The organism is Marinactinospora endophytica (assembly GCF_054780875.1).
The window spans coordinates 273,620-293,363 of the sequence record NZ_BAAGVM010000004.1; the positions used below are offsets into that span (position 1 = coordinate 273,620).

Below are 19,744 nucleotides of genomic sequence, written 5' to 3' on the forward strand. Positions count from 1 at the left end.
GCTCAGCCGCCCGCCACGAGCGCCCGGACCGAGCGCAGCGCCACGGAGAGGGTGGACAGGTCGAAGCGTTCGCTCTCCCAGATCTCCGAGAGCGTCTGGCCGGCCCGACGGACCGCGGTCTCGTTCTGCGCCGTCCAGTGGGCGCGCAGCTCGTCAGGGGTCTCGCCGGAACTCCCCGACGCCAGGACGTCGCGGGCCAGCTCGGCGTGCGCGGCGTAGAGGTCGTCGCGGATCGACCCGCGGGCCATCGTGTTCCAGCGGTCGTCACGCGGCAGCGCGATGATGCGCTCGCGCAGCCGGCTCAACTGGAGCTGCTCGGCGAGGTCGAAGTAGACCTCGGCGACCTCGCGCAGCGGTCGGTCGATCTGCCGCGCCACCTCGACCAGGTCGAACGTGGAGTAGGCGGGGACCATGCCGGCGACCCGCTCGGCGAGCTCGACCGGAACGCCGCGGGCGGCGAAACGGTCGCGCCGCTCGGTGAACGACGCCAGGTCGCGCCCCTGGAGCAGCTCCGGCAACTGCGGCACGATGTGGCGCACCCCCTCGGCGAAGAACGCGATCTCCTCGCCGAGGTCGAACATCGACGTCCGGTTGCGCAGCAGCCAACGGGTGGCGCGCTCGGTGAGCTTGCGGGCCTCCAGCAGCATCGACAGCTGGGTGTCGACGTCGATCTGGCCGCCGAGCTCCTCGACGGCCTGCCAGAAGTCCCGCAGCCCGAAGGCCTCGCTGACGACGAGGTAGGCGCGGGCGATGTCGGCCGCGCTGGCCCCGGTCTCCTCGTTGATCCGGAACGCGAAGGTCGTCCCCGAACGGTTGACCATGTCGTTGACGACCTGGGTGGTGATGATCTCGCGCGCCAGCGGGTGCTCCGGCATCGCGTCGGCGAAGCGCTCGCGCAGGGCCGACGGGAAGTAGGCCGTGAGCGTGCCCCGCAGGAACGGGTCGCCCGGCAGGTCGGAGGCGAGGATCTCCTCGCTCAGCACGATCTTGGTGTAGGCCAGCAGCGTGCCGAACTCCGGACTGGTCAGGCCCTGTCCGGCCGACCGCCGCGCGGCGATCGTCTTGTCGTCGGGCAGGAACTCCAGCTTGCGCTTGAGGTGACCGGACCGTTCGAGCCTGCGCAGGTAGCGCGCGTGGACGTGGAGCATGCCGCCGGCCTGCTTGCGCGACGCCGAGAGGACCACGTTCTGGTGGTAGTTGTCCCCCAGCACCAGCCGGGCGACCTCGTCGGTCATGCCGACGAACAGCTCGTCGCGCTCCTCCTTGGTCAACCGTCCGGCGCGCACCTCGCGGTCGAGCAGGATCTTGATGTTGACCTCGTGGTCGGAGGTGTCCACCCCGGCGGAGTTGTCGATGAAGTCGGAGTTGACGCGACCGCCCTCGAGCGCGAACTCGATCCGGGCGAGCTGGGTGAGCCCGAGGTTGCCGCCCTCGCCGACGACCTTGCAGCGCAGCTCGGTGGCGTCGACACGGACCGGGTCGTTGGTCTTGTCGCCGACCGCGGCGTGGGACTCCGTGGACGCCTTGACGTAGGTGCCGATGCCGCCGTTCCACAACAGGTCCACCGGGGCCCGCAGGATGTGGCGGATCAGCTCCGAGGGGGTCAGCGAGGTGATCCCCTCGTCGATCCCCAGCGCCTCGCGGACCTGCGGGGTGATGGGGATGGACTTGGCGGTGCGCGGGTGGACGCCACCGCCCGCGGAGATCAGCTTCTCGTCGTAGTCGGCCCAGGAGCTGCGCGGCAGCTCGAACAGACGGCGCCGTTCGGCGTAGCTCGTGGCGGCGTCGGGGGCCGGGTCGAGGAAGACGTGCCGGTGGTCGAAGGCCGCGACGAGCCGGATGTGGCGCGACAGCAGCATCCCGTTGCCGAACACGTCCCCGGACATGTCCCCGATGCCGACGACGGTGAAGTCCTCCCGCTGGACGTCGACGCCCATCTCGCGGAAGTGGTACTTGACCGACTCCCACGCGCCCCGGGCGGTGATCCCCATGGCCTTGTGGTCGTAGCCGACCGACCCGCCGGAGGCGAAGGCGTCGCCGAGCCAGAACCCCCGCTCGGCCGCGATCCGGTTGGCGATGTCGGAGAACGTCGCGGTGCCCTTGTCGGCGGCGACCACGAGGTAGGCGTCGTCGCCGTCGTAGCGGACCACATCATCGGGGTGACGTACGTCGCCGTCGACGAGGTTGTCGGTGACGTCGAGCAGACCGCTGATGAACTGCTCGTAGCAGGCCACCACCTCGGCCTGGACGGCGTCGCGGTCGCCGCCCGCCGGCAGGTTCTTGCAGACGAAGCCGCCCTTGGCCCCGTTGGGGACGATGACGGAGTTCTTCACCGTCTGCGCCTTGACCAGGCCGAGGATCTCGGTGCGGAAGTCCTCGGGCCGGTCCGACCAGCGCAGGCCGCCACGCGCGACCGAACCGAACCGCAGGTGGACGCCTTCGGTGCGCGGCGAGTAGACGAACATCTCGAACTTGGGCCGGGGCGCGGGCAGGTCGGGGATGCGCTGCGGGTCGAGCTTGTAGACGAGGTAGGGCTTCTCCCGTCCGTCGGCGTCGCGCTGGAAGTAGTTGGTGCGCAACGTCGCCTCGATGGCGGCGAGGAAGGAGCGCAGGATGCGGTCGTGGTCGAGGCTCGCGACCGCGTCGAGCTCGCCGCGGATCTCCTCGGCGATGGCCTCGCTGCGTTCCGCGCGCCCCTCGTCGAGCCCCGGCGTGAACCGCGACTCGAAGAGGCGGACCAGCAGTCCGGCGACGTGGACGTTGGAGAGGAGCACGCCGGCGATGTAGGCGGGGGTGAAGGTGCTGCCGGTCTGGCGCAGGTACTTCGCGTAGGCGCGCAGGATGGTGACCTGGCGCCAGGTGAGCCGGCCGCGCACGACGAGCGCGTTGAACCGGTCGGACTCGACCCGGCCGTCCCACATCGCGAGGAAGGCGTCCTCGAAGAGGGTGCGCAACCGCTCCTCGCCCCCGCTCCCCTCGGGAAGGTCGGCGAGGCCGAAGTCGTAGATCCAGCCCCATTCCCGCCGCTGCCCGGAGGAGTCGGGGCGTCCCAGACCGTAGGGCCACTCGTCGACGATCTCCAGCCCCATGTGCTCCAGCAGCGGGAGCGCGCGCGACAGCGAGATCGGGGCGCCGGTGCGGTAGACCTTGCAGCGCCACTCGCCGGGACGGGCCCCCTCGCGCCGGTAGAGCCGCACGGCGATGTCGTCGTCGCCGAGCCGGTCGATGTGGTCGAGGTCGTCCACCGCGACGTGGGCGGGCACGTCGACCTTGTAGCTCTCGGGCAGCGCGTCGGCGTAGGAGCGCAGGAGCGTGGCGGCGCGGTCGGCGCCGAAACGCGCGGTCAGCTCCTCGGCGAGGCCGTCGTCCCAGGAACGGGTGGCCCGGACGACCTCGGCCTCCAGCGCGGCGTGGTCGATGTCGGGCAGGGCCCTGCCGCGCTCGGCCCGCACGACCAGGTAGAGCCGGGCCAGCGGCGCGGAGCTGACCATGACGGCGTGGTCCATGGAGGCGCCTTGGAACGCCTCGGCCAGCACCTGCTGGATGTCGAGTCGGACCTGGGTGGTGTAGCGGTCCCGGGGCATGTAGACCAGGCAGGAGATGTAACGCCCGTAGACGTCGCGGCGCAGGAAGAGCTTGGTCCCGCGGCGCTCGCGCAACCGCAGCACGCCCAGCACGATGTCGTAGAGCTCCTCGACCGGGACCTGGAACAGCTCCTCGCGCGGGAAGCCCTCGAGGATCTCGATCAGGTCCTTGCCGTCGTAGCTGTCGGCGTCGAAGCCCGCCAGGTCCAGCACCTCGGCGAGTTTGCGCTTGAGGATGGGGATCTGGGCGATGCTGGTGGTCACGGCGTCGTGGGTGAACAGGCCGAGGAAGCGTCGCTCGCCGATGACGTTGCCCTGGGCGTCGAACTTCTTGACGCCGATGTAGTCGAGGTACTTGGGCCGGTGGACCGTGGCGCGGGAGTTGGCCTTGGTGAGGACGAGGACGTGCGGTTCCCGGGCGTGGGTGCGGACCTCCGAGGGCAGCGCGGCGAAGCTCTTCGAGGCCGGGGCGTCCATCCGCAGCAGTCCCAGCCCCGTGCCGGCGACCGGGCTCAGGGCGTCGTTGCCCTGCTCGTCGCGCACCAGGGTGTACTCGCGGTAGCCCATGAAGGTGAAGTGCCGGTCGGCGACCCAGCGCAGGAACTCCGCGCCTTCGTCGACCTCGCGCTCGGTGGGGCCCTCCGCGCTCGACGGGAGCGCGGCGACCTCGTCGGCGAGCCGCAGGGCGCAGTGACGCATCCGGGCGGAGTCCTCGTCGACGTGACGCACGTCGGCCAGGACGCGCTCCAGGTCGGCGGCGAGCTGTTCGAGCTGGTCGGGGTCGGTGCGGCGGTCGATCTCGATGCGCATCCACGACTCGGCGAGCGGGGTGAGGGTCGGCTCCTGGGGGTCGATCTCGATGAGGCGGCCCACGATGTCGCGTTCCACCCGGAGCTGGGGGTGGATGACCAGGTGGACGCCGATACCGTGGCGGGCCAGTTCCATCGTGACGGAGCTGACGAGGAAGGGGGCGTCGTCGGTGACGATCTCGACCACGGACGGGGCGGCCTCCCCCTCGGGGGTGGTGACCCGCACCTTGGCGCGTCCCTGGGGACGGATCTCGCCGAGCTCGCGGTGGGCCAGCGCCGGCCCGTAGATGTCGGCGGGACGGCGTTCCTTGAGTTCCTCAGGGGCGACGTGCCGGTAGTACAGCCGGAGGAACCGCTCGACCTGGTGCACTTCGACGGGTGATCGGCCGGAGAGCTCGGACCACTGCGCGACCGCGTCGCTCAGCAGGTGGTCCCTGACGGCGTCAGACTGCCCGGACATGTGCGATCTCACTCCCTTGTGAGTCGTCGGGGGTTGGTTGCCTGCCTCGGGAGGTTCCCGGCCAGGCGATACAGATTGTGAAGTTTTGTTAACCCGGACGTGAAGCCGGGATACGGGGAAGGACGGCCCGGCTCGCACACCAGGACCCATGCACACAGGTCAAGGCGCGAAACGGAAGGACTTCTTTGTCCGATCCATGCCCGCGCCTAGGCTACTGCGTTTCACAACTTGCAACAGCGTTCAACGCTGTTAACAGTAGGTTTCGCCCGTTAGCAGTTTGTTTCGTGGGAACGTCCGACCTCCACCCGTGGCGGCCCGTGTGCGGGGCGTCACCGGGTTCCCCTGTCCGCTTCCGGACATGAGTCCCCTCCCCGTCTCCTTAACCGCAAAACGTGACACTACGTCGGATTTAGGGCGTTGGCCAGTCCCGCTACGGTCTTCCGTCCTCTTCCTACCCGAGCGCGCCCCCGTCCCGTGGGATTCCCACACGATCGACCTTGTGCGGCCTCACGCCCGCCCGGCGCCCGAGGTGACCTCCTCGACCGCCGCGACCAGCGCCCGCGGGTCGGTGAGGTCGGGCAGGACCCGGCGCGCGCCCGCCGCGCGCAGCTGCGTCTCCGTCGCCGACCCGCTCACGACCGCGATGGGGGCCGCACGGCCGATGCAGGCCGCCTCGACATCGCGCACCGACTCGGTGATGTAGACCGTGCTCGCCTCGGGGAAGGACCTGCCGTAGGCCTCCTCCGCGCGCATCCGGGTGAACTGGATCAGGCTCGCCTTGGGATAGTGCTCGGATCCGAACCCCCCGATGGCGAGGTCGAGATAACCGTCCAGGCCGAAGGCGGCCAGTTTCGCCATCGCCCCGGACATGATCGAGCCCGTCACGACGCTCTGTACCGTGTCGGCCATCCGGGCGACGGCGGCCAACGCCTCCTGCGCGCCGGGCAGGGCGCGTCCGTTCGCCACCATCTCCTCACGACGCCGGGCGAAGGCCGTCCCCAGGGCCTCGGTGAAGGCCGGGAGCAGGTCGACCGCCTGCTCGGAGTCGATGTCGTTGCGGGCGAGGAACTCGAAGAAGATCTCCGAATCGGTCCGTCCCGCGGTCTGCGCCAGGTAGACCAGCGGCTGGCCCGTGACCTTCTCGAACGCCTCGGCGTAGGCCGCGCGCGTGACGCGGGCGACGTCGACGAGGGTGAAGTCGATGTTCCACAACACCAGGCGGCTGATGGGGGGCTCCTCGGGAAGGGGACCTGCGTGTTCGGTGCCCATTGTGCCGCACGACGGCCCCGCTGGGGGTTCCCTATCCGGTCCGATCCGGTCGCAACGCCGGTGCCGCAGGGGTTTTCGGGGGTTCTCCCCGTGCCGCCGACCGCCCCGCTCCGGCCCTCGGGTCCGCTGGGACGCGCCGGTGGCCGGTGAGGGGCGCGGGGGAACTCCCTGCTCCGGCGCCCTGCGGGCGCAGAGCGTCCCCCGCGCGCCCCTCACCCGGTTCACCCCACCAGGTACCTCAGCTCCTGGGTGGCGTACCACATGAGCTCGTGTTCGTCGGCGTGGCCGGCTTCGGGCTCGGCGAGCGCGGCGGCGATGTCCTCGGCGGCCTCGGCGTCGTCGACATGGGCCGAGACGACCCGCTTGAGCGGGACGCCGCCGTCCACCTCGACCCCGGCCGGTCCGTCGGAGGCGGTCGGCCGGAGGACGCCGTCGGGGACCTCCGCGGCGATGACGACCCGACGGCGCGGGGCTGTCGGGTCCGCGGCGAGCAGTCGCAACGAGGCGTCGGCCGCCGCTCCCATCGCCATGTACTCCAGCTCCTCGTCGTCGTGCCCGTCGTGGCGGCGGCGCAGCGTGTCGGTCACCGCGTAGGCGATGAGCGGCGCGCCGCGCACCTCTCCGTCGGCCAGGACCACGGCGAGGGCGGACAGGGTGCTCGGCAGGTAGATGCGCATCGTTGGTCTCGTCATTTCGGCCGGTCGGATGGACGGTGGCACCAGTCTCCCAAACCTCGGCCGGCACCGTGCGCCGCGTGCGGGTCAGACCATGACGTCGAGCCGGACGCCACAGGCCTCCTCCAGGCGGACCCGGGTCTCCTCGGGGTCGCGGTGCAAGATGCCGAGCATGCCCAGCTCCCTGGCCGCCTCGACGTTGCGCTCGACGTCGTCGACGAACACGCACTCCCGCGCGCTCAGGCCGACCAGGCCGAGGGCGTGGGCGAAGATCTCCGGCTCGGGCTTGCGCATGCCGACCTCACCCGAGATGACCACCGCGTCGAAGGTGTCGACGAACATCTCGCGCGGGTAGCCGTTGCCCCAGGAGTTGGACAGCAGGCACGTGCGCACACCCTGGCCGCGCGCCTGCCGCAGGGTCGCGTACATCGACTCCACCGGGAGGAAGCCGGCGAACATCCGCTCGATCAGCCCCTCGGCGGGGACCGCGCCGCCGTCGACCAGGCGCAGCTCGGCGGCGAGTCTGCGCTCGAACTCCGTTGTCTCGACCTCGCCCCGTTCCAGCGCGTGGACCGGGCTGACGGCGCCTCCCGCGTAGGCCTCCTGGAGCCAGCCGCGCATGACGCGGCGGTAGTGCTCGTGGTCGATCCCGTCGGCGGCCAGCCAGGCGTCGATCGTCTCGGGCAGCGGAGAGGTGAGCACGCCACCCCAGTCGGTGATGATGCCACGGCGCGCGATGGTCATCCGGTCGCCTCCGTTCACTCGGGAATGGGAGTCCAGCGGGTCCCGTCCCCACCAGGACGGTCCGCCCCGCGCGGACCACCGCGCCGGGGGATGAGTTTTCCCCGGCCGCCGGGGATCGAATCCTCGGGGTTCCCCGTCCGGCGTCCGCCATCCAACGGTACCGACCGGTCGGTCTGGTGGCATACTCGGCGGTATGGACTTCGAACTCAGTTCCACGGCGCGCGCCTACCTGGACAACCTCCACGAGTTCATGGACGAGCACGTCTATCCGGCCGAGCCCGTCTACCACCGCTGGCGGGCCGAGGCCGGCCGCGACGACCACACCCTTCCGCCGATCATGGAGGACCTCAAGGCCGAGGCCCGCCGGCGCGGCCTGTGGAACCTCTTCCTCCCCGACGTGAGCGGCCTCAGCGTCACCGACTACGCCCCCCTCGCCGAGCTCACCGGCCGCTCCCCCCTCCTGGCACCGCAGGCGCTGAACTGCTCGGCGCCCGACACCGGGAACATGGAGGTGCTGCACATGTTCGGCACCCCCGAGCAGCAGGAACGCTGGCTGACCCCCTTGCTGGAGGGGCGCATCCGGTCGGCGTTCGCGATGACCGAGCCCGACGTCGCCTCGTCCGACGCCACCAACATCTCCACCTCCATCACCCGCGACGGCGACGACTACGTGATCAACGGCCGCAAGTGGTGGATCAGCGGTGCGGCGGACCCCCGCTGTGCCGTGTTCATCGTCATGGGCAAGACCGACCCCGATGCCCCGACGCACCGCCAGCAGTCGATGATCATCGTCCCGCGCGACACCCCGGGCCTGGAGATCGTGCGCGCCCTGCCGGTCTTCGGCTATCAGGACCAGGAGGGCCACTGCGAACTGCGCTTCACCGACGTCCGGGTTCCGGCGACAAACCTGGTGGCCGGCGAGGGGGACGGCTTCATGATCGCCCAGGCCCGGCTGGGCCCCGGGCGGATCCACCACTGCATGCGCGCGATCGGCATGGCCGAGCGCGCCTTGGAACTGATGGTGCGCCGCGCGCGCGAGCGGGTCGCCTTCGGACGCCCTCTGGCCGATCAGGGCGTGGTGCAACAGCAGATCGCGGAGTCGCGCCTGGCGATCGAGCAGGCCCGCCTCCTCGTACTGAAGACGGCCTGGCTGATCGATAACCGCGGCACCAAGGAGGCCCGGACCGAGATCTCCGCGATCAAGGTGGCGGCACCGCGCGTGGCGGTGGAGGTACTGGACCGCGCCATCCAGGTGCACGGTGGAGCGGGGGTCAGCGACGACTTCCCCCTCGCGGAGATGTACGCGCACGCGCGCGCCATGCGCATCTTCGACGGCCCCGACGAGGTGCACCTGCGCTCCCTCGCCCGGCAGGAGATCAAGCGGCACGGTTGAGCCGCCGTGTCGGAACGGTCGAGGGCGCTCGCGGGACGACCGCGGGTGCCCTCGCTCTTTCCCGCCTTACCCCCCGGAACAGGACATATGGTATAAGAACGAAAACGGTTTTCATTTGTCGAAGGAGTGCCATGCGCAGGTCAGCGCTTGCCGCACCCCTTGTTCTCCCCCTGGTGATGCTGGCGAGCGCATGCGGAACCGAGGAGAGCGAAGGGAACAACGGACCCGACCCCAGCCCCTCGCCCGCGGCCGGCTGGGAGGCGCGCGAGGCGTCCCACGGCGCGGCCCTGCCCCGCCTGGTCGTCTCCGCCGCCGACAGCGGCGCGGTGCACGTCATCGACGTCGCCTCCGGCGAGACCGCGGGAAGCGTCGAGGCCACCGGCCCCGCCCTGCTGTCCGCCGCGAGCCCCAGCGGCGGACAGGTGTTCCTCGTCCAGACCGGCGACGACACCGTGCAGCTCCTCGACGCGGGGATCCGCTACACCGCGCACGGCGACCACGCCGACCCCGACCACGTCGAACCCGCCCTGGTCGAGGGCGCGATCGAGGTCCCCGAGCCCTCACACGCCCTTGTCCACGGCGACCACGCCGCCGTGTTCGCCGACGGCGACGGGTCGGTCTCCCTCGTCCACGTCGGCGACGAGGCGCCCGATGAACTCGCCGCCGAGGCCACCACACCGTCCGGCACGGCCCACCAGGGTGTCGCCATCCCCCTCGGACACGACATCGTGGCCAGCCGCGCCGACTCCTCCGGCGAGGTGACCGGTGTCCAGGTCCTCACCGAGGACGGCGACGTCGAGGCCGAGTTCGACGACTGTCCCGACCTGCGCGGCGCCTTCGCCCCCGACTCCGAGACCGCGCTGTTCGGCTGCTCCGACGGGGTGCTGAAGGTCCACTCCCACGACGGGACGTGGGAGGCCACCAAGATCGACGCCCCCGAGGGCGGCGGCGAGGACGCGCGGGTCACCATGCTGGCCGGCGCCCCCGGCGCCGAGCAGGTCCTCGGCTCCTACTCCGACGGCCAGGTGGCGGTGATCGACACCGCGGCCGAGGAGATCTCCCCGCTCGACCTGCCCGCCGACTTCGTGACACTGGCCTGGGACCCGTTCTGGGAACAGGGCCTCGTTCTCACCTCCGACGGCTCCCTGCACGCCGTCGACCCCGCCAACGGCGAGATCACCCACTCCACGCGGGCCACCGGGGAGGTGGGCGACGCGACCGAGGACGGCGGGCGCGCCGCCGTGGTCGCCGGGGAGAACTACGCCTACGTCGTCAACCCGACCACCCGCGAACTGGCCGAGGTGTCGGTGGGCGGCGACGGGCTCGCCCTCGAACGCGCGATGACGCTGGACTTCACACCGCGCGACCTCGCCATCGTCGGCCTGGCCGAACTCGGCGGCCACGAGGAGCACGAGCATACGCACGAGGAGGGGCACGACCACTCCTCAGACTCCGGCGAGGGCCACGACCACGCCCACGAAGAGGAACACGACCACGCGCACTGACCGACGCGCGTGGTGACCGCGGGCCGCACTCCCGCGCGGCCCGCGGTCGCGGCTCAGTACGTCAGGCCGTCCCCGAGGCCGAGGTCGGTGCCCGGGATGTCCACGGGCAGCCGTCCCGAGGGGTTCACCTCTCCGGTCAGCACCCGGGCGGCGGCCGTCCGGGAGACCTCCACCGAGGAGTAGGTGGCGAGGTAACCGTCCGGCTCGGCGATGGCGACGATGTCGTAGGGGGTCCCCTGGGCGACCACCACCACGGGGGTGCCCGAGGAGCCCGCCGATTCCACCATGGCCTGCTGCTCTGCGTCGCCGCGGGCGCCCTGGGTGCCGACCACGACGACGTCGGCCTCCCCGGCGGACCCCGTCACCGTACGGCCGAGTTCCTCCAGCGCCGCCGAGATCTCCTGGGCCCCGGCCCCGGTCACGTGCACCCGGGCCCCTTCGGCCAGGGGCAGCACGTCGCCCTCGTTGCGCAGCAGGGTGACCGAGCGGTCCGCCACCTCCTGGGCGGCCCGCCGGTGCTCCGCCGACCCGACCGTGTCGCGCGCGTGGTCTGGATCGGCGGGGGCGGCGTCGAACAGGCCGCGCTCCAGCTTGAGCTCCAGGACCCGCCGCACCGACGCGTCCAGCCGTTCCCGGTCGATCCTGCCCTCCTCGACCGCGGCCAGCACCGCGGCGTGGGCGGTGGCGAGGTCCGGCGGCATGAGGAGCTGGTCGGCGCCGGCCAGCACCGCGCGGACGGCGATCTCGCCGTCGTCGTGGGTCTGGCGCACCCCCTCCATGTTGAGGGCGTCGGTGGTGACGACCCCGTCGTAGCCCAGCTCACCGCGCAGGACCCCGTCGATGACCTCCGGGGACAGGGTGGAGGGCTCACCGGATCCGTCGATGGCCGGCATCACCACGTGGGCGGTCATGATCATGTCGACACCGGCCTCGACCGCCTGGCGGAACGGCGGCAGGTCCACCCGCTCCCACTCCTCGCGGGTCTTGTCCACCACGGGCAGGCCGGTGTGGCTGTCCACGTCGGTGTCGCCGTGGCCGGGGAAGTGTTTGACGACGGGGACCACCCCGGCCTCCTCGAACGCCTCGGCCTGCGCGGGCACCATGGTCGCCACCAGCTCGGGGTCGGAACCGAAGGAGCGGACGCCGATGACCGGGTTGGCCGCGTTGACGTTGACGTCGGCGACCGGTGCGTAGTCGAGGTTGATCCCGAGCGCGGACAGCTCGGCGGCGGTGGTGCCGGCGAGCGTGGCCGCGGCCTGCGGGTCCCGGGTGGCCCCGATCGCCATCGCGTCGGGGAAGCGCGCGCCGAACGGCAGCCGGGCCACCATGCCCTGCTCCTGGTCGATCCCCAGGAACAGGGGGATGCCGGCACCGCTGTCGGCGGCGAGGTCCTGGAGGCCGTTGGACAGGGTGGCGACCTGTTCGGGGTCGGACAGGTTCTCGGGGAAGTAGATGAGTCCCCCGGGGTGGTAGGTCTCGATCAGATCGGCGTTGTCCTGCGCCCGTGTTCCGCTGACGGTGGCCACGAACAGTTGGCCGACCTTCTCCTCCAGGCTCATGTCGGCGAGCAGTTCGGCGGCCCTGGCCGCGGTGTCCGGGGAGGGTGTCGTGGACCCCGGTGAGCTCGATCCGTCGTTCCCTCCCCCCTCTTCCGAGGCGCCGCCACAGGCGGTCGAGGACAGCAGGAGACCCGCGCCGACCAGCGCGAGGAGACGTCGAAGGGCCATGTGGATCTTCCGGACAGGATGCTGGGAAAGTGCGGAATGGGATATTCACGCTGAGTCCCCACCATAAGCCGTGGGGCGGTGGGCCGTACCCGGCCCACCGCCCCACACGTCCGCCTTCGGCCCTAGAACCCCAGCTCGGCCAGGCCCGGCAGATGGTCCCGGGCCGCCCGGCCCGCGCCCTCCGCGTCCCGGGCCGCGCGCGCGGCCGAAGCCGCGGCCCGGCACTCCTGGAGGGTGACCCGGGAGAGCGCCGCACGCACCGCGGGCAGCGCGCCGGCCCCCATCGACAACGAGGTCACCCCCAGGCCGGTGAGGACACAGGCCAGGACGGGATCGGCGGCGGCCTCGCCGCACACCCCGCACTCGCGTCCCGCGGCGTCGGCCGCCTGCGCCGCCATCGCCACCAGGTCCAGCACCGCCGGCTGCCAGGGGTCCTGGAATCTGCCGAGCGCGCCGACCTCGCGATCGGCCGCGCAGGTGTACTGGGTCAGATCGTTGGTCCCGACGCTGAAGAACCCCGCCGTCGCGGCGATGTGCGCGGCGCGTATCGCGGCGGCGGGCACCTCGATCATGACCCCCGCCCCCTCGATGCCGGCCTTGGCCGCCGCCTCGGCGAACCACGCCGCGTCGGCCTCGTCGGTCACCATCGGGGCCATGACCCGGAGTTCGGCCGCGGTGTCCCGGGCCGCCTCCGCGAGCGCGGCGAGCTGCGTCTCCAGCACCTCGGGGAACAGCCGCATCATGCGCACGCCCCGCTCCCCCAGCGCCGGATTGGGCTCTCCCGCGCTCGGCGGCAGGAAGGCCAGCGGCTTGTCGGCCCCCGCGTCGAGGGTGCGCACGACGACCTTCGCGCCCGGGAACGCCTCCAGCACGGCGCGGTAGGCGGCCACCTGCTCCTCGTGCCCGGGGGCGTCCGCCCGGTCCAGGAAGAGGAACTCGGTGCGATACAGCCCGACCCCCTCGGCCCCGTTCTCCAGCGCCGCCGGCACGTCCTTGGGGCCGCCGATGTTGGCGAGGAGGGGAACGGGATGCCCATCGGCGGTCCGCCCGGGGCCCACGCTCGCCGCGACGGCCGCGGCCCGCGCGGCGGCCCGCTCCCGGGAACGCTCGACCAGTTCCGGCGCGGGATCGACGGTGACCGTTCCACCGGCGCCGTCGACCAGCAGCGTGGTGCCGTCGGTCACGGCACGCGCCCCCGGACAGGCCACCACGGCCGGCAGCCCCAGCGCACGCGCGAGGATCGCGGTGTGGCTGGTGGGCCCGCCCTCGGCGGTCACCAGCGCCAGCACCCGTCCGGGGTCCAGCGTGGCCGTGTCCGCCGGCGCCAGGTCGTCGGCCACCAGGACGAAGGGCTCGGCCGACTCGGGGACGCCCGGGACCGGGACGCCGAGCAACCGGGCCACGGCGCGGTCGCGCACGTCGTCGAGGTCGGCGACCCGGGCCGCGAGATACCCTCCCGCAGCCGCGAGCATGTCGCGGTAGACCGTGAAGGCGTCGAACACGGCCCGTGCCGCCGACGTGCCCTCCTCCACGCGCCGCCGCACGTCATCGGCGAGCGCGGGATCGCGCGCCATCAGCGCCTGGGCGGACAGCACCTCCTCGGCCTCGCCCCCGGCCCGCGCGCCGCGCTCGGCGAGCTCCTCGGCGGTCCGTTCCAGCGCGTCCGCGGCGCGGGCCGCCTCCGCGGCGACGTCGCCGTCGTGGCGTTCGCCGCTCGGCGGCTCGGGAACCGCCCGCACCAGGCGCAGCGCGGGTCCCGCGCCGACCCCGGGGCTGACGCCGACGCCGCTCAACGTGTCGGCCATCGTCTCCCCCTAGCCCGCGTTCGCGATCGCGGCGAGCTCGTCCAGCAGCTCCTCGCTCTCGGCGTTGATGACGATCTCGTCGCCGTGGCGGACGTCCAGGCTCATCACCGCGAGGATGCTCTTGGCCGAGACGGGGGAGCCGTCCCCCTTGGCGACCGTCACGTCCCCGCCGGCCTTCGCCGCGGCCCCGACGAACAGCGCGGCCGGCCGAGCGTGCAACCCGACCTCGGATTCGACCTTCACGCGGCGCTCTGCCACGATTCCACCTCTTCTTCGGCTATCGGAATTACGGGGTGAGCCGAGGCCAGTCGACCTCGGTCAGGTGGTCGACGATGCGGTCCGCGCCGTCCAGCAGCTCCCTGGCGTGGGTCGTCGTGATGGCGACGACCCGCATGCCGGCGCGCCTGCCGGCCTGGATGCCGGCCGGGGTGTCCTCGAAGACCACGATGTGCTCGGGCGCGTAACCGAGGATCTCGGCGCCTCGCAGGTATCCCTGCGGGTCGGGCTTTCCCTCGGTGACGTCGCCCGCCGTCACCAGCCCCTTGAACAACTCGCGCACCCCCAGCTGGGTGAGGGCGGTCTCGGCCCATTCCCGGCCGGCCGAGGTGACCAGGGCGAAGGGCACCCCCTCGGCGTGCAGGCGGCGCAGGAAGGAGACCGATTCGGGCAGGTGCTCCACCGGGGGGAGGTCCGGGGCGCTGCCGTAGATCTGCAACTCGTCGATGAGCACGTCCAGCGTGACGCCGGGCAGCAGGTCGGGGTATTCGGAGAGGACGTCCTTGCCGCGCCGGCCCATGAAACGGCGCAGTGTCGTCTCGTCGTAGTCGACGTTGTGGGCGTCGAGGAGTTTGGCCCAGACGGCGACGCTGCGCGGCTCGCTGTTGATCAGCGTTCCGTCGAGGTCGAACAGTGCGGCGCGGGGCAGGTCTGCGTTGATGAGGGTTTCGTTCACGCCCACTGGAACAGTTGGCTCCCCTTCTCGACTTCCCCCGCGACCGCGCGGGAGATCACATCGTGACCGGCGTCCAACGCGACCACCGGGACGACCGTGGCCATCCCCTTGGCCGCGACCTCCGCCGGGTCCCAGCGGATCAGCGGCTGTCCGGCCTCGACGTCGGCGCCCTCGTCGACGAGCCTTTCGAAGCCCTCGCCGTTGAGCTTCACCGTGTCGATGCCGAGGTGGACGAGGACCCCCCGACCACCCTCGCCCACGACGACGAAGGCGTGCGCGTGCAGCTTGGCCACCCTGCCGGCGATCGGCGCGACCGCCTCCTGCCGCCCGTTTCGGGGCAGGATCGCGGTGCCTGGGCCGACCATGCCCTGGGCGAAGACGGGATCGGGTACCTCGGACAGTCCCACGGCGGTGCCCGAAACGGGCGACAGCACGGAGAGCATGGACTACCTCCTTGAACGGGCGCGGCCCCGGGGCCGCGCCCACGTCGTCGGCGGGTCAGTCGAGCAGGTCGTTGATGTCGTCGGTGAGCGTGTCGGCCTCGGGGCCGACGACGACCTGGACCACGTTGCCGGACACGAGCACGCCGTGCGCGCCCGTCGCCTTCAGCGCGGCCTCATCGACCTTGCCCGGGTCGGCGACCTCGGTGCGCAGGCGGGTGATGCAGGCCTCGATCTCCTTGATGTTGTCCGCACCGCCGAGCCCTGCGACGATCGCCGCTGCCTTGTCGGCCATGTGTCTCCTCCTGCTTCGGGGGCGCGGGCCGGGCCCGCGCCGGAACCGATGGATGTGAGCAGAGCTTAGGTCCACTCACCACGGGCCTCGCTACGAGGTCTGGGTGACCTTGCCCAGGCCCCGCGGCGCGTCGGGGTCATAGCCGAGCCTGCGCGCCAGCTTCTCGGTGATGAGCTGGGCGGGGACGATCAGACCGATCGGCGCCAGCCATTCCGGCAGGTCGGGTCCTGGGACGGCCAGGTCGCAGGCCCCGGCGAGCGCGGCGCCGCCGCCGATGCCATAGGCGGGGGCACCCGCGGAGACGACCCGCTGGGCGAGGGCGACGGTGCCCGGGAGGGTGGGGCCGTTGTTCGCGGCGACGAGCAGTGCGGGGGTGTCGGCGTCGACGACCGCGATGGGACCGTGCAACAGGTCCGCGTAGGACAGGCCCATCGCGTGCAGGTAGCACGCCTCCTTGAGCTTGAGGGCGGCCTCCAACGCGGTGGAGAAGGCCATGCCCCGCCCGGAGACGACGGCGCCCTGGACCCCCACCAGGCGTTCGACGATCTCGTCGAGGGCGTCCTCGGAGGCCTCCAGCGTCGCCTCGATCTCGTCGGGGACCGCGCGCAGCTCTCCCGCGTCGAGGTCGGCGCCCAGTCCCAGGGCGAGCACGGCGAGCGCGGCGAGCTGGGTGGTGTAGGTCTTGGTCGCCGGGACGGCGACCTCGTCACCGGCCCGGGTGAGCAGGGAGACGTCGGCGATCTCGGTCATCGGCGAGCCGGCGCCGTTGGTGATGCCGATGGTCCGGGCGCCGCAGTCGGCGGCCCAGCGCATCGTGTCGACGATCTCCTCGGTACGGCCCGACTGCGAGATCGCCACGGCGAGAACCCCGGACAGGTCCATCTTCGCGCGGTAGGTGGTGGCGATGGAGGGGGAGGCCAGTGTCGCCAGACGCCCTCCGTGCGCCTGGATCAGGTAGCCGCCGTAGACCGCGGCGTTGTCGGAGGAGCCACGCGCGATGAACAGGACCTGCCTGGTCTGCTGGGCGAGCGCGGCGATCTCTCCCGTCAGGGGCAGGAGGGCGTCAAGGGTCCGACGCACCGCCTCGGGCTGTTGCGCGATCTCCGAACGCATGACGCTGGTCGTCGTTGTCATCAGGTCTCTTCCCATCGCTCGCCTCTGCTCGGCCGGAGGCCGTATCCGCCCCGAGCAGGGGGGACACCGCGTTGTCAAAGTGTTAAACGGTGTGCCGACACCAATTATTGACACAGCATTGTTTACTGTGGTCTAGTCCGGCCTATACCAGTACGCACCATATCCGACCGTTACGCAACCGAACAGGCACCAGCATGGCGATCGACCCCACCAGCCCCATCCCGAAGTACTCACAGCTTCGCGAGATCCTGCTCGACTGGATCGAGGAGACCGGGCTCGGAGTGGACGACGCCATCCCCTCGGAACGTGAACTCGGCGCCCTCTACGGCCTGTCCCGCATGACCGTGCGCCAGACCATCGACCACCTCGTCGCCGAGGGCAAGCTCTACCGCGTCCCCGGCAAGGGGACCTTCGTCGCGCGCCCCAAGATCGAGATGTCCCTCGCCCTGACCTCCTTCACCGAGGACATGCGCGCGCGGGGCTTCACCCCCGACTCCCAGGACCTCGCCCGCCGGATCGACCCGGCCAGCGGACACCTGGCCCGCATGCTGGACATCGAACCCGGATCGCCCATCCACCACATCGAGCGTCTGCGCACCGCCGACGGCGAGCCCATGGCGCTGGAACGCTCCAACATCCCGCTCTCCCTCGTCCCCGGCCTGGACGAGCGGTCGCTCGCCGGCCGCTCCCTCTACCAGCTCCTGGAGGAGGAGTACGGGATCCTGCTCGACTCCGGTGAGCAGACCATCGAGGCGGGGATCTGCGATCCGACCGACGCCCGGCTCCTCGGCCTGCCCCCGGGCAGCGCCGTCCTTCTCATGCAGCGGCGTAGCTTCGCCAACGGCCGCTGCGTGGAGCTGGCGATCTCGACCTACCGGGCCGATCGCTACCAGCTCCACTCCACGCTGGACCCGCGCCGCAGCGGATCCGCCTAGTCCCCGTCCCGGGGACCCTGCACCCATCCACCCCGTTTTCGAGCCACGGCTCAACGGCACCTACACGGGAGGCACAGCGGTGAGCTCCTCATCCACCGCGGCCGGCGGGTCCTCCGCCGCTCCGGAGAAGACGAAGAAGACGTCGAGTGCGCTGGCGATCCTGCAACGGATCGGCCGCAGCCTGATGATGCCGATCGCGGTGCTGCCGGCAGCGGCGATCCTGCTCCGGCTGGGGCAGCCCGACCTGCTCGGCGCCATCCCAGGGCTGGAGAGCACCTCCGAGGTCATCGGCCAGGCGGGTAACGCCCTGTTCGAGAGCATGCCCCTGCTGTTCGCGATCGGCGTCGCGATCGGGTTCGCGAAGAAGGCCGACGGCTCCACCGCCCTGGCGGCCCTCGTCGGCTACCTGGTCTTCGACCGGGTCACCAAGCTGATGTTCTTCAACGCCGGCGGCGAGATCGGCGCCCGCGTCACCCTGGAACTCGCCGACGGGACGACCGCGGTGAACTGGGGTGCCAAGAACCCCACCGACGTGCTCGGCGGCATCCTCATCGGCATCGTCGCCGCGTTGCTGTGGCAGCGCTTCTACCGGATCAAACTGCCGACCTGGCTCGGCTTCTTCGGTGGCCGGCGCTTCGTCCCGATCATCACCGCGGTGACCGCCCTGCTCCTGGGTGTCGTGTTCGGGTTCCTGTGGCCGACCATCGGCGGCTGGATCAACGGGCTGGGCGAGTGGATCATCGGTTCCGGGGCTGTCGGGGCCGGTGTCTACGGCATGGTCAACCGCCTGCTCCTGCCGTTCGGCCTGCACCACATCGTCAACTCCGTCGTCTGGTTCGTGTTCGGCTCCTTCGAGGGCCCCGACGGGGTCGTGCACGGCGAGATCAACCGCTACCTGGCCGGCGACCCCACCGCGGGCGGCTTCCTGTCCGGCTTCTTCCCCGTGCTGATGTTCGGCCTTCCCGCCGCCGCGCTGGCGATGTGGCGGGCCGCGCGCCCCGGCCAGCGCGCCGCGGTCGGCGGCATCATGATCTCGGCCGCGCTGACCGCCTTCGTCACCGGCATCACCGAACCGATCGAGTACGCGTTCATCTTCATCGCGCCCGTGCTGTTCGTGCTCCACATCGTGCTGACCGGCATCTCGATGGCGGTGCTCAACGCCCTGGACGCGCACCTGGGGTTCGGGTTCTCCGCCGGCCTGATCGACCTGCTGCTCAACGCGACCAAGGACAACACCACGGGGCTGGGACTGATCCTGCTCCTCGGCCTGGTGTACTTCGCCCTCTACTACGTGGTCTTCTACTTCGCGATCACCAAGCTGAACCTGCCCACACCGGGCCGGGAGCCGGAGCAGGAGAAGGTCACGGCCGACGTCCCGTCCGAGACGGGCGGCGACACGAAGGAGACGAAGACCGACACACCCTAGCCTCCTGCCCATGGCACGGGGCCCGGCCGATCCGGCCGGGCCCCGTCCGCTTTCCCGGTCCCCCGCGCGGGACCGGAAATCCCGGCGCACCGGGCACCGCGTGCCTCCCTCGACGGATCATCCCGCCGGGCGGCAGCCCGTTCGAGAGTCCAGGGACTGAACCCACCGCACCGCGACGGCGGCGACCTGGACAAGCTCGGCGCGCAGCACGCGGATCGCGTTCGGCGAGCGCCTCCGCCGTCTCCACGGCGAGCAGACCCGCCCAGGTGGTGGGGTCCCGGCCGAGGACCGCGCATGGTAGCCAGCACCGGAGCGACGGCACCAGCACTGCCCTCCAGACCATGCCGAACACCCCACAGACCCTGCTGGGCATAGCGCTCGGCCGCCACATCGGCCAGGACGGCTTCCAAGGCGCCCGGGACACCCGGGGTCAGAAGCGCGGCGGCGCGCAGCCGGGGTCCCCTCTCTGGCCCCTCGGCGCGGTGCCTGACCGCCCACGGTGGGCGCCCCAACCGTCACCGGGGCGCTCCTCTCCGCCACGTCGGGCATCGGGCACCGGACGGTGCGGACCGGTTCGGCCGAGCGGCGCCCC

The 19,744-nt window shown here is 71.6% G+C and carries 15 protein-coding genes; 4 read left to right on the forward strand and 11 right to left on the reverse strand.

Going from position 1 to position 19,744, the window contains the following annotated elements:
- Positions 1–2: 2 nt before the first annotated feature.
- The 4 genes from ACYVHU_RS09965 to ACYVHU_RS09980 all read right to left on the reverse strand — a co-directional run bounded on the left by ACYVHU_RS09965 (position 3) and on the right by ACYVHU_RS09980 (position 7,540).
- Positions 3–4,853: an NAD-glutamate dehydrogenase gene (locus ACYVHU_RS09965; RefSeq protein WP_432936844.1), complete on the reverse strand. Its 4,851-nt coding sequence runs from the start codon at positions 4,851–4,853 to the stop codon at positions 3–5.
- Between the two features lie 507 nt (positions 4,854–5,360).
- Positions 5,361–6,122, reverse strand: a complete 762-nt coding sequence (locus ACYVHU_RS09970) for an HAD family hydrolase (protein ID WP_078761582.1) — start codon at positions 6,120–6,122, stop codon at positions 5,361–5,363.
- Positions 6,123–6,343: 221 nt separating this feature from the next.
- Complete coding sequence (locus ACYVHU_RS09975; protein WP_078761583.1) at positions 6,344–6,799, reverse strand: DUF6912 family protein; 456 nt, start codon at positions 6,797–6,799, stop codon at positions 6,344–6,346.
- 84 nt (positions 6,800–6,883) lie between these two features.
- Positions 6,884–7,540 carry an HAD family hydrolase gene (locus tag ACYVHU_RS09980; RefSeq protein ID WP_498948181.1) on the reverse strand — a complete coding sequence of 219 codons (657 nt, stop codon included), beginning with the start codon at positions 7,538–7,540 and terminating at the stop codon, positions 6,884–6,886.
- Between the two features lie 193 nt (positions 7,541–7,733).
- Here ACYVHU_RS09980 and ACYVHU_RS09985 point away from each other — a divergent pair, with 193 nt between their 5' ends.
- Both ACYVHU_RS09985 and ACYVHU_RS09990 read left to right on the forward strand, forming a co-directional pair.
- Positions 7,734–8,933 carry an acyl-CoA dehydrogenase family protein gene (locus ACYVHU_RS09985; RefSeq protein WP_078761584.1) on the forward strand — a complete coding sequence of 400 codons (1,200 nt, stop codon included), beginning with the start codon at positions 7,734–7,736 and terminating at the stop codon, positions 8,931–8,933.
- Between the two features lie 131 nt (positions 8,934–9,064).
- Positions 9,065–10,438 carry a hypothetical protein gene (locus ACYVHU_RS09990; protein ID WP_432936852.1) on the forward strand — a complete coding sequence of 458 codons (1,374 nt, stop codon included), beginning with the start codon at positions 9,065–9,067 and terminating at the stop codon, positions 10,436–10,438.
- A gap of 53 nt (positions 10,439–10,491) precedes the next feature.
- Here ACYVHU_RS09990 and ACYVHU_RS09995 read toward each other — a convergent pair whose 3' ends face one another.
- The 7 genes from ACYVHU_RS09995 to ACYVHU_RS10025 all read right to left on the reverse strand — a co-directional run bounded on the left by ACYVHU_RS09995 (position 10,492) and on the right by ACYVHU_RS10025 (position 16,791).
- Complete coding sequence (locus ACYVHU_RS09995; RefSeq protein WP_498948182.1) at positions 10,492–12,165, reverse strand: glycoside hydrolase family 3 protein; 1,674 nt, start codon at positions 12,163–12,165, stop codon at positions 10,492–10,494.
- Between the two features lie 122 nt (positions 12,166–12,287).
- Positions 12,288–13,970: a phosphoenolpyruvate--protein phosphotransferase gene (gene ptsP, locus ACYVHU_RS10000; RefSeq protein WP_078761587.1), complete on the reverse strand. Its 1,683-nt coding sequence runs from the start codon at positions 13,968–13,970 to the stop codon at positions 12,288–12,290.
- Between the two features lie 9 nt (positions 13,971–13,979).
- Entirely contained in the window at positions 13,980–14,228 is a 249-nt protein-coding gene (locus ACYVHU_RS10005) for an HPr family phosphocarrier protein (protein ID WP_078761588.1), read from the reverse strand.
- A 28-nt stretch (positions 14,229–14,256) separates the two neighbouring features.
- Positions 14,257–14,922, reverse strand: a complete 666-nt coding sequence (locus ACYVHU_RS10010) for an HAD family hydrolase (protein WP_235000920.1) — start codon at positions 14,920–14,922, stop codon at positions 14,257–14,259.
- Positions 14,919–15,365: a PTS sugar transporter subunit IIA gene (locus ACYVHU_RS10015; RefSeq protein ID WP_078761590.1), complete on the reverse strand. Its 447-nt coding sequence runs from the start codon at positions 15,363–15,365 to the stop codon at positions 14,919–14,921. The genes ACYVHU_RS10010 and ACYVHU_RS10015 overlap by 4 nt, the downstream gene beginning before the upstream one ends.
- 55 nt (positions 15,366–15,420) lie before the next feature.
- Positions 15,421–15,657: a PTS sugar transporter subunit IIB gene (locus tag ACYVHU_RS10020; protein WP_078761591.1), complete on the reverse strand. Its 237-nt coding sequence runs from the start codon at positions 15,655–15,657 to the stop codon at positions 15,421–15,423.
- A 90-nt stretch (positions 15,658–15,747) separates the two neighbouring features.
- Positions 15,748–16,791: an SIS domain-containing protein gene (locus ACYVHU_RS10025; RefSeq protein WP_078761592.1), complete on the reverse strand. Its 1,044-nt coding sequence runs from the start codon at positions 16,789–16,791 to the stop codon at positions 15,748–15,750.
- 194 nt (positions 16,792–16,985) lie between these two features.
- Here ACYVHU_RS10025 and ACYVHU_RS10030 point away from each other — a divergent pair, with 194 nt between their 5' ends.
- Together ACYVHU_RS10030 and ACYVHU_RS10035 are read left to right on the forward strand one after the other, a co-directional pair.
- The gene (locus ACYVHU_RS10030; RefSeq protein ID WP_078761593.1) at positions 16,986–17,726 is read left to right on the forward strand and encodes a GntR family transcriptional regulator; all 741 of its coding nucleotides are present in this window, start codon (positions 16,986–16,988) and stop codon (positions 17,724–17,726) included.
- Positions 17,727–17,805: 79 nt separating this feature from the next.
- On the forward strand, positions 17,806–19,152 hold the full coding sequence (locus ACYVHU_RS10035; protein ID WP_235000921.1) for a PTS transporter subunit EIIC: 1,347 nt from the start codon (positions 17,806–17,808) through the stop codon (positions 19,150–19,152).
- Positions 19,153–19,744 lie beyond the last annotated feature (592 nt).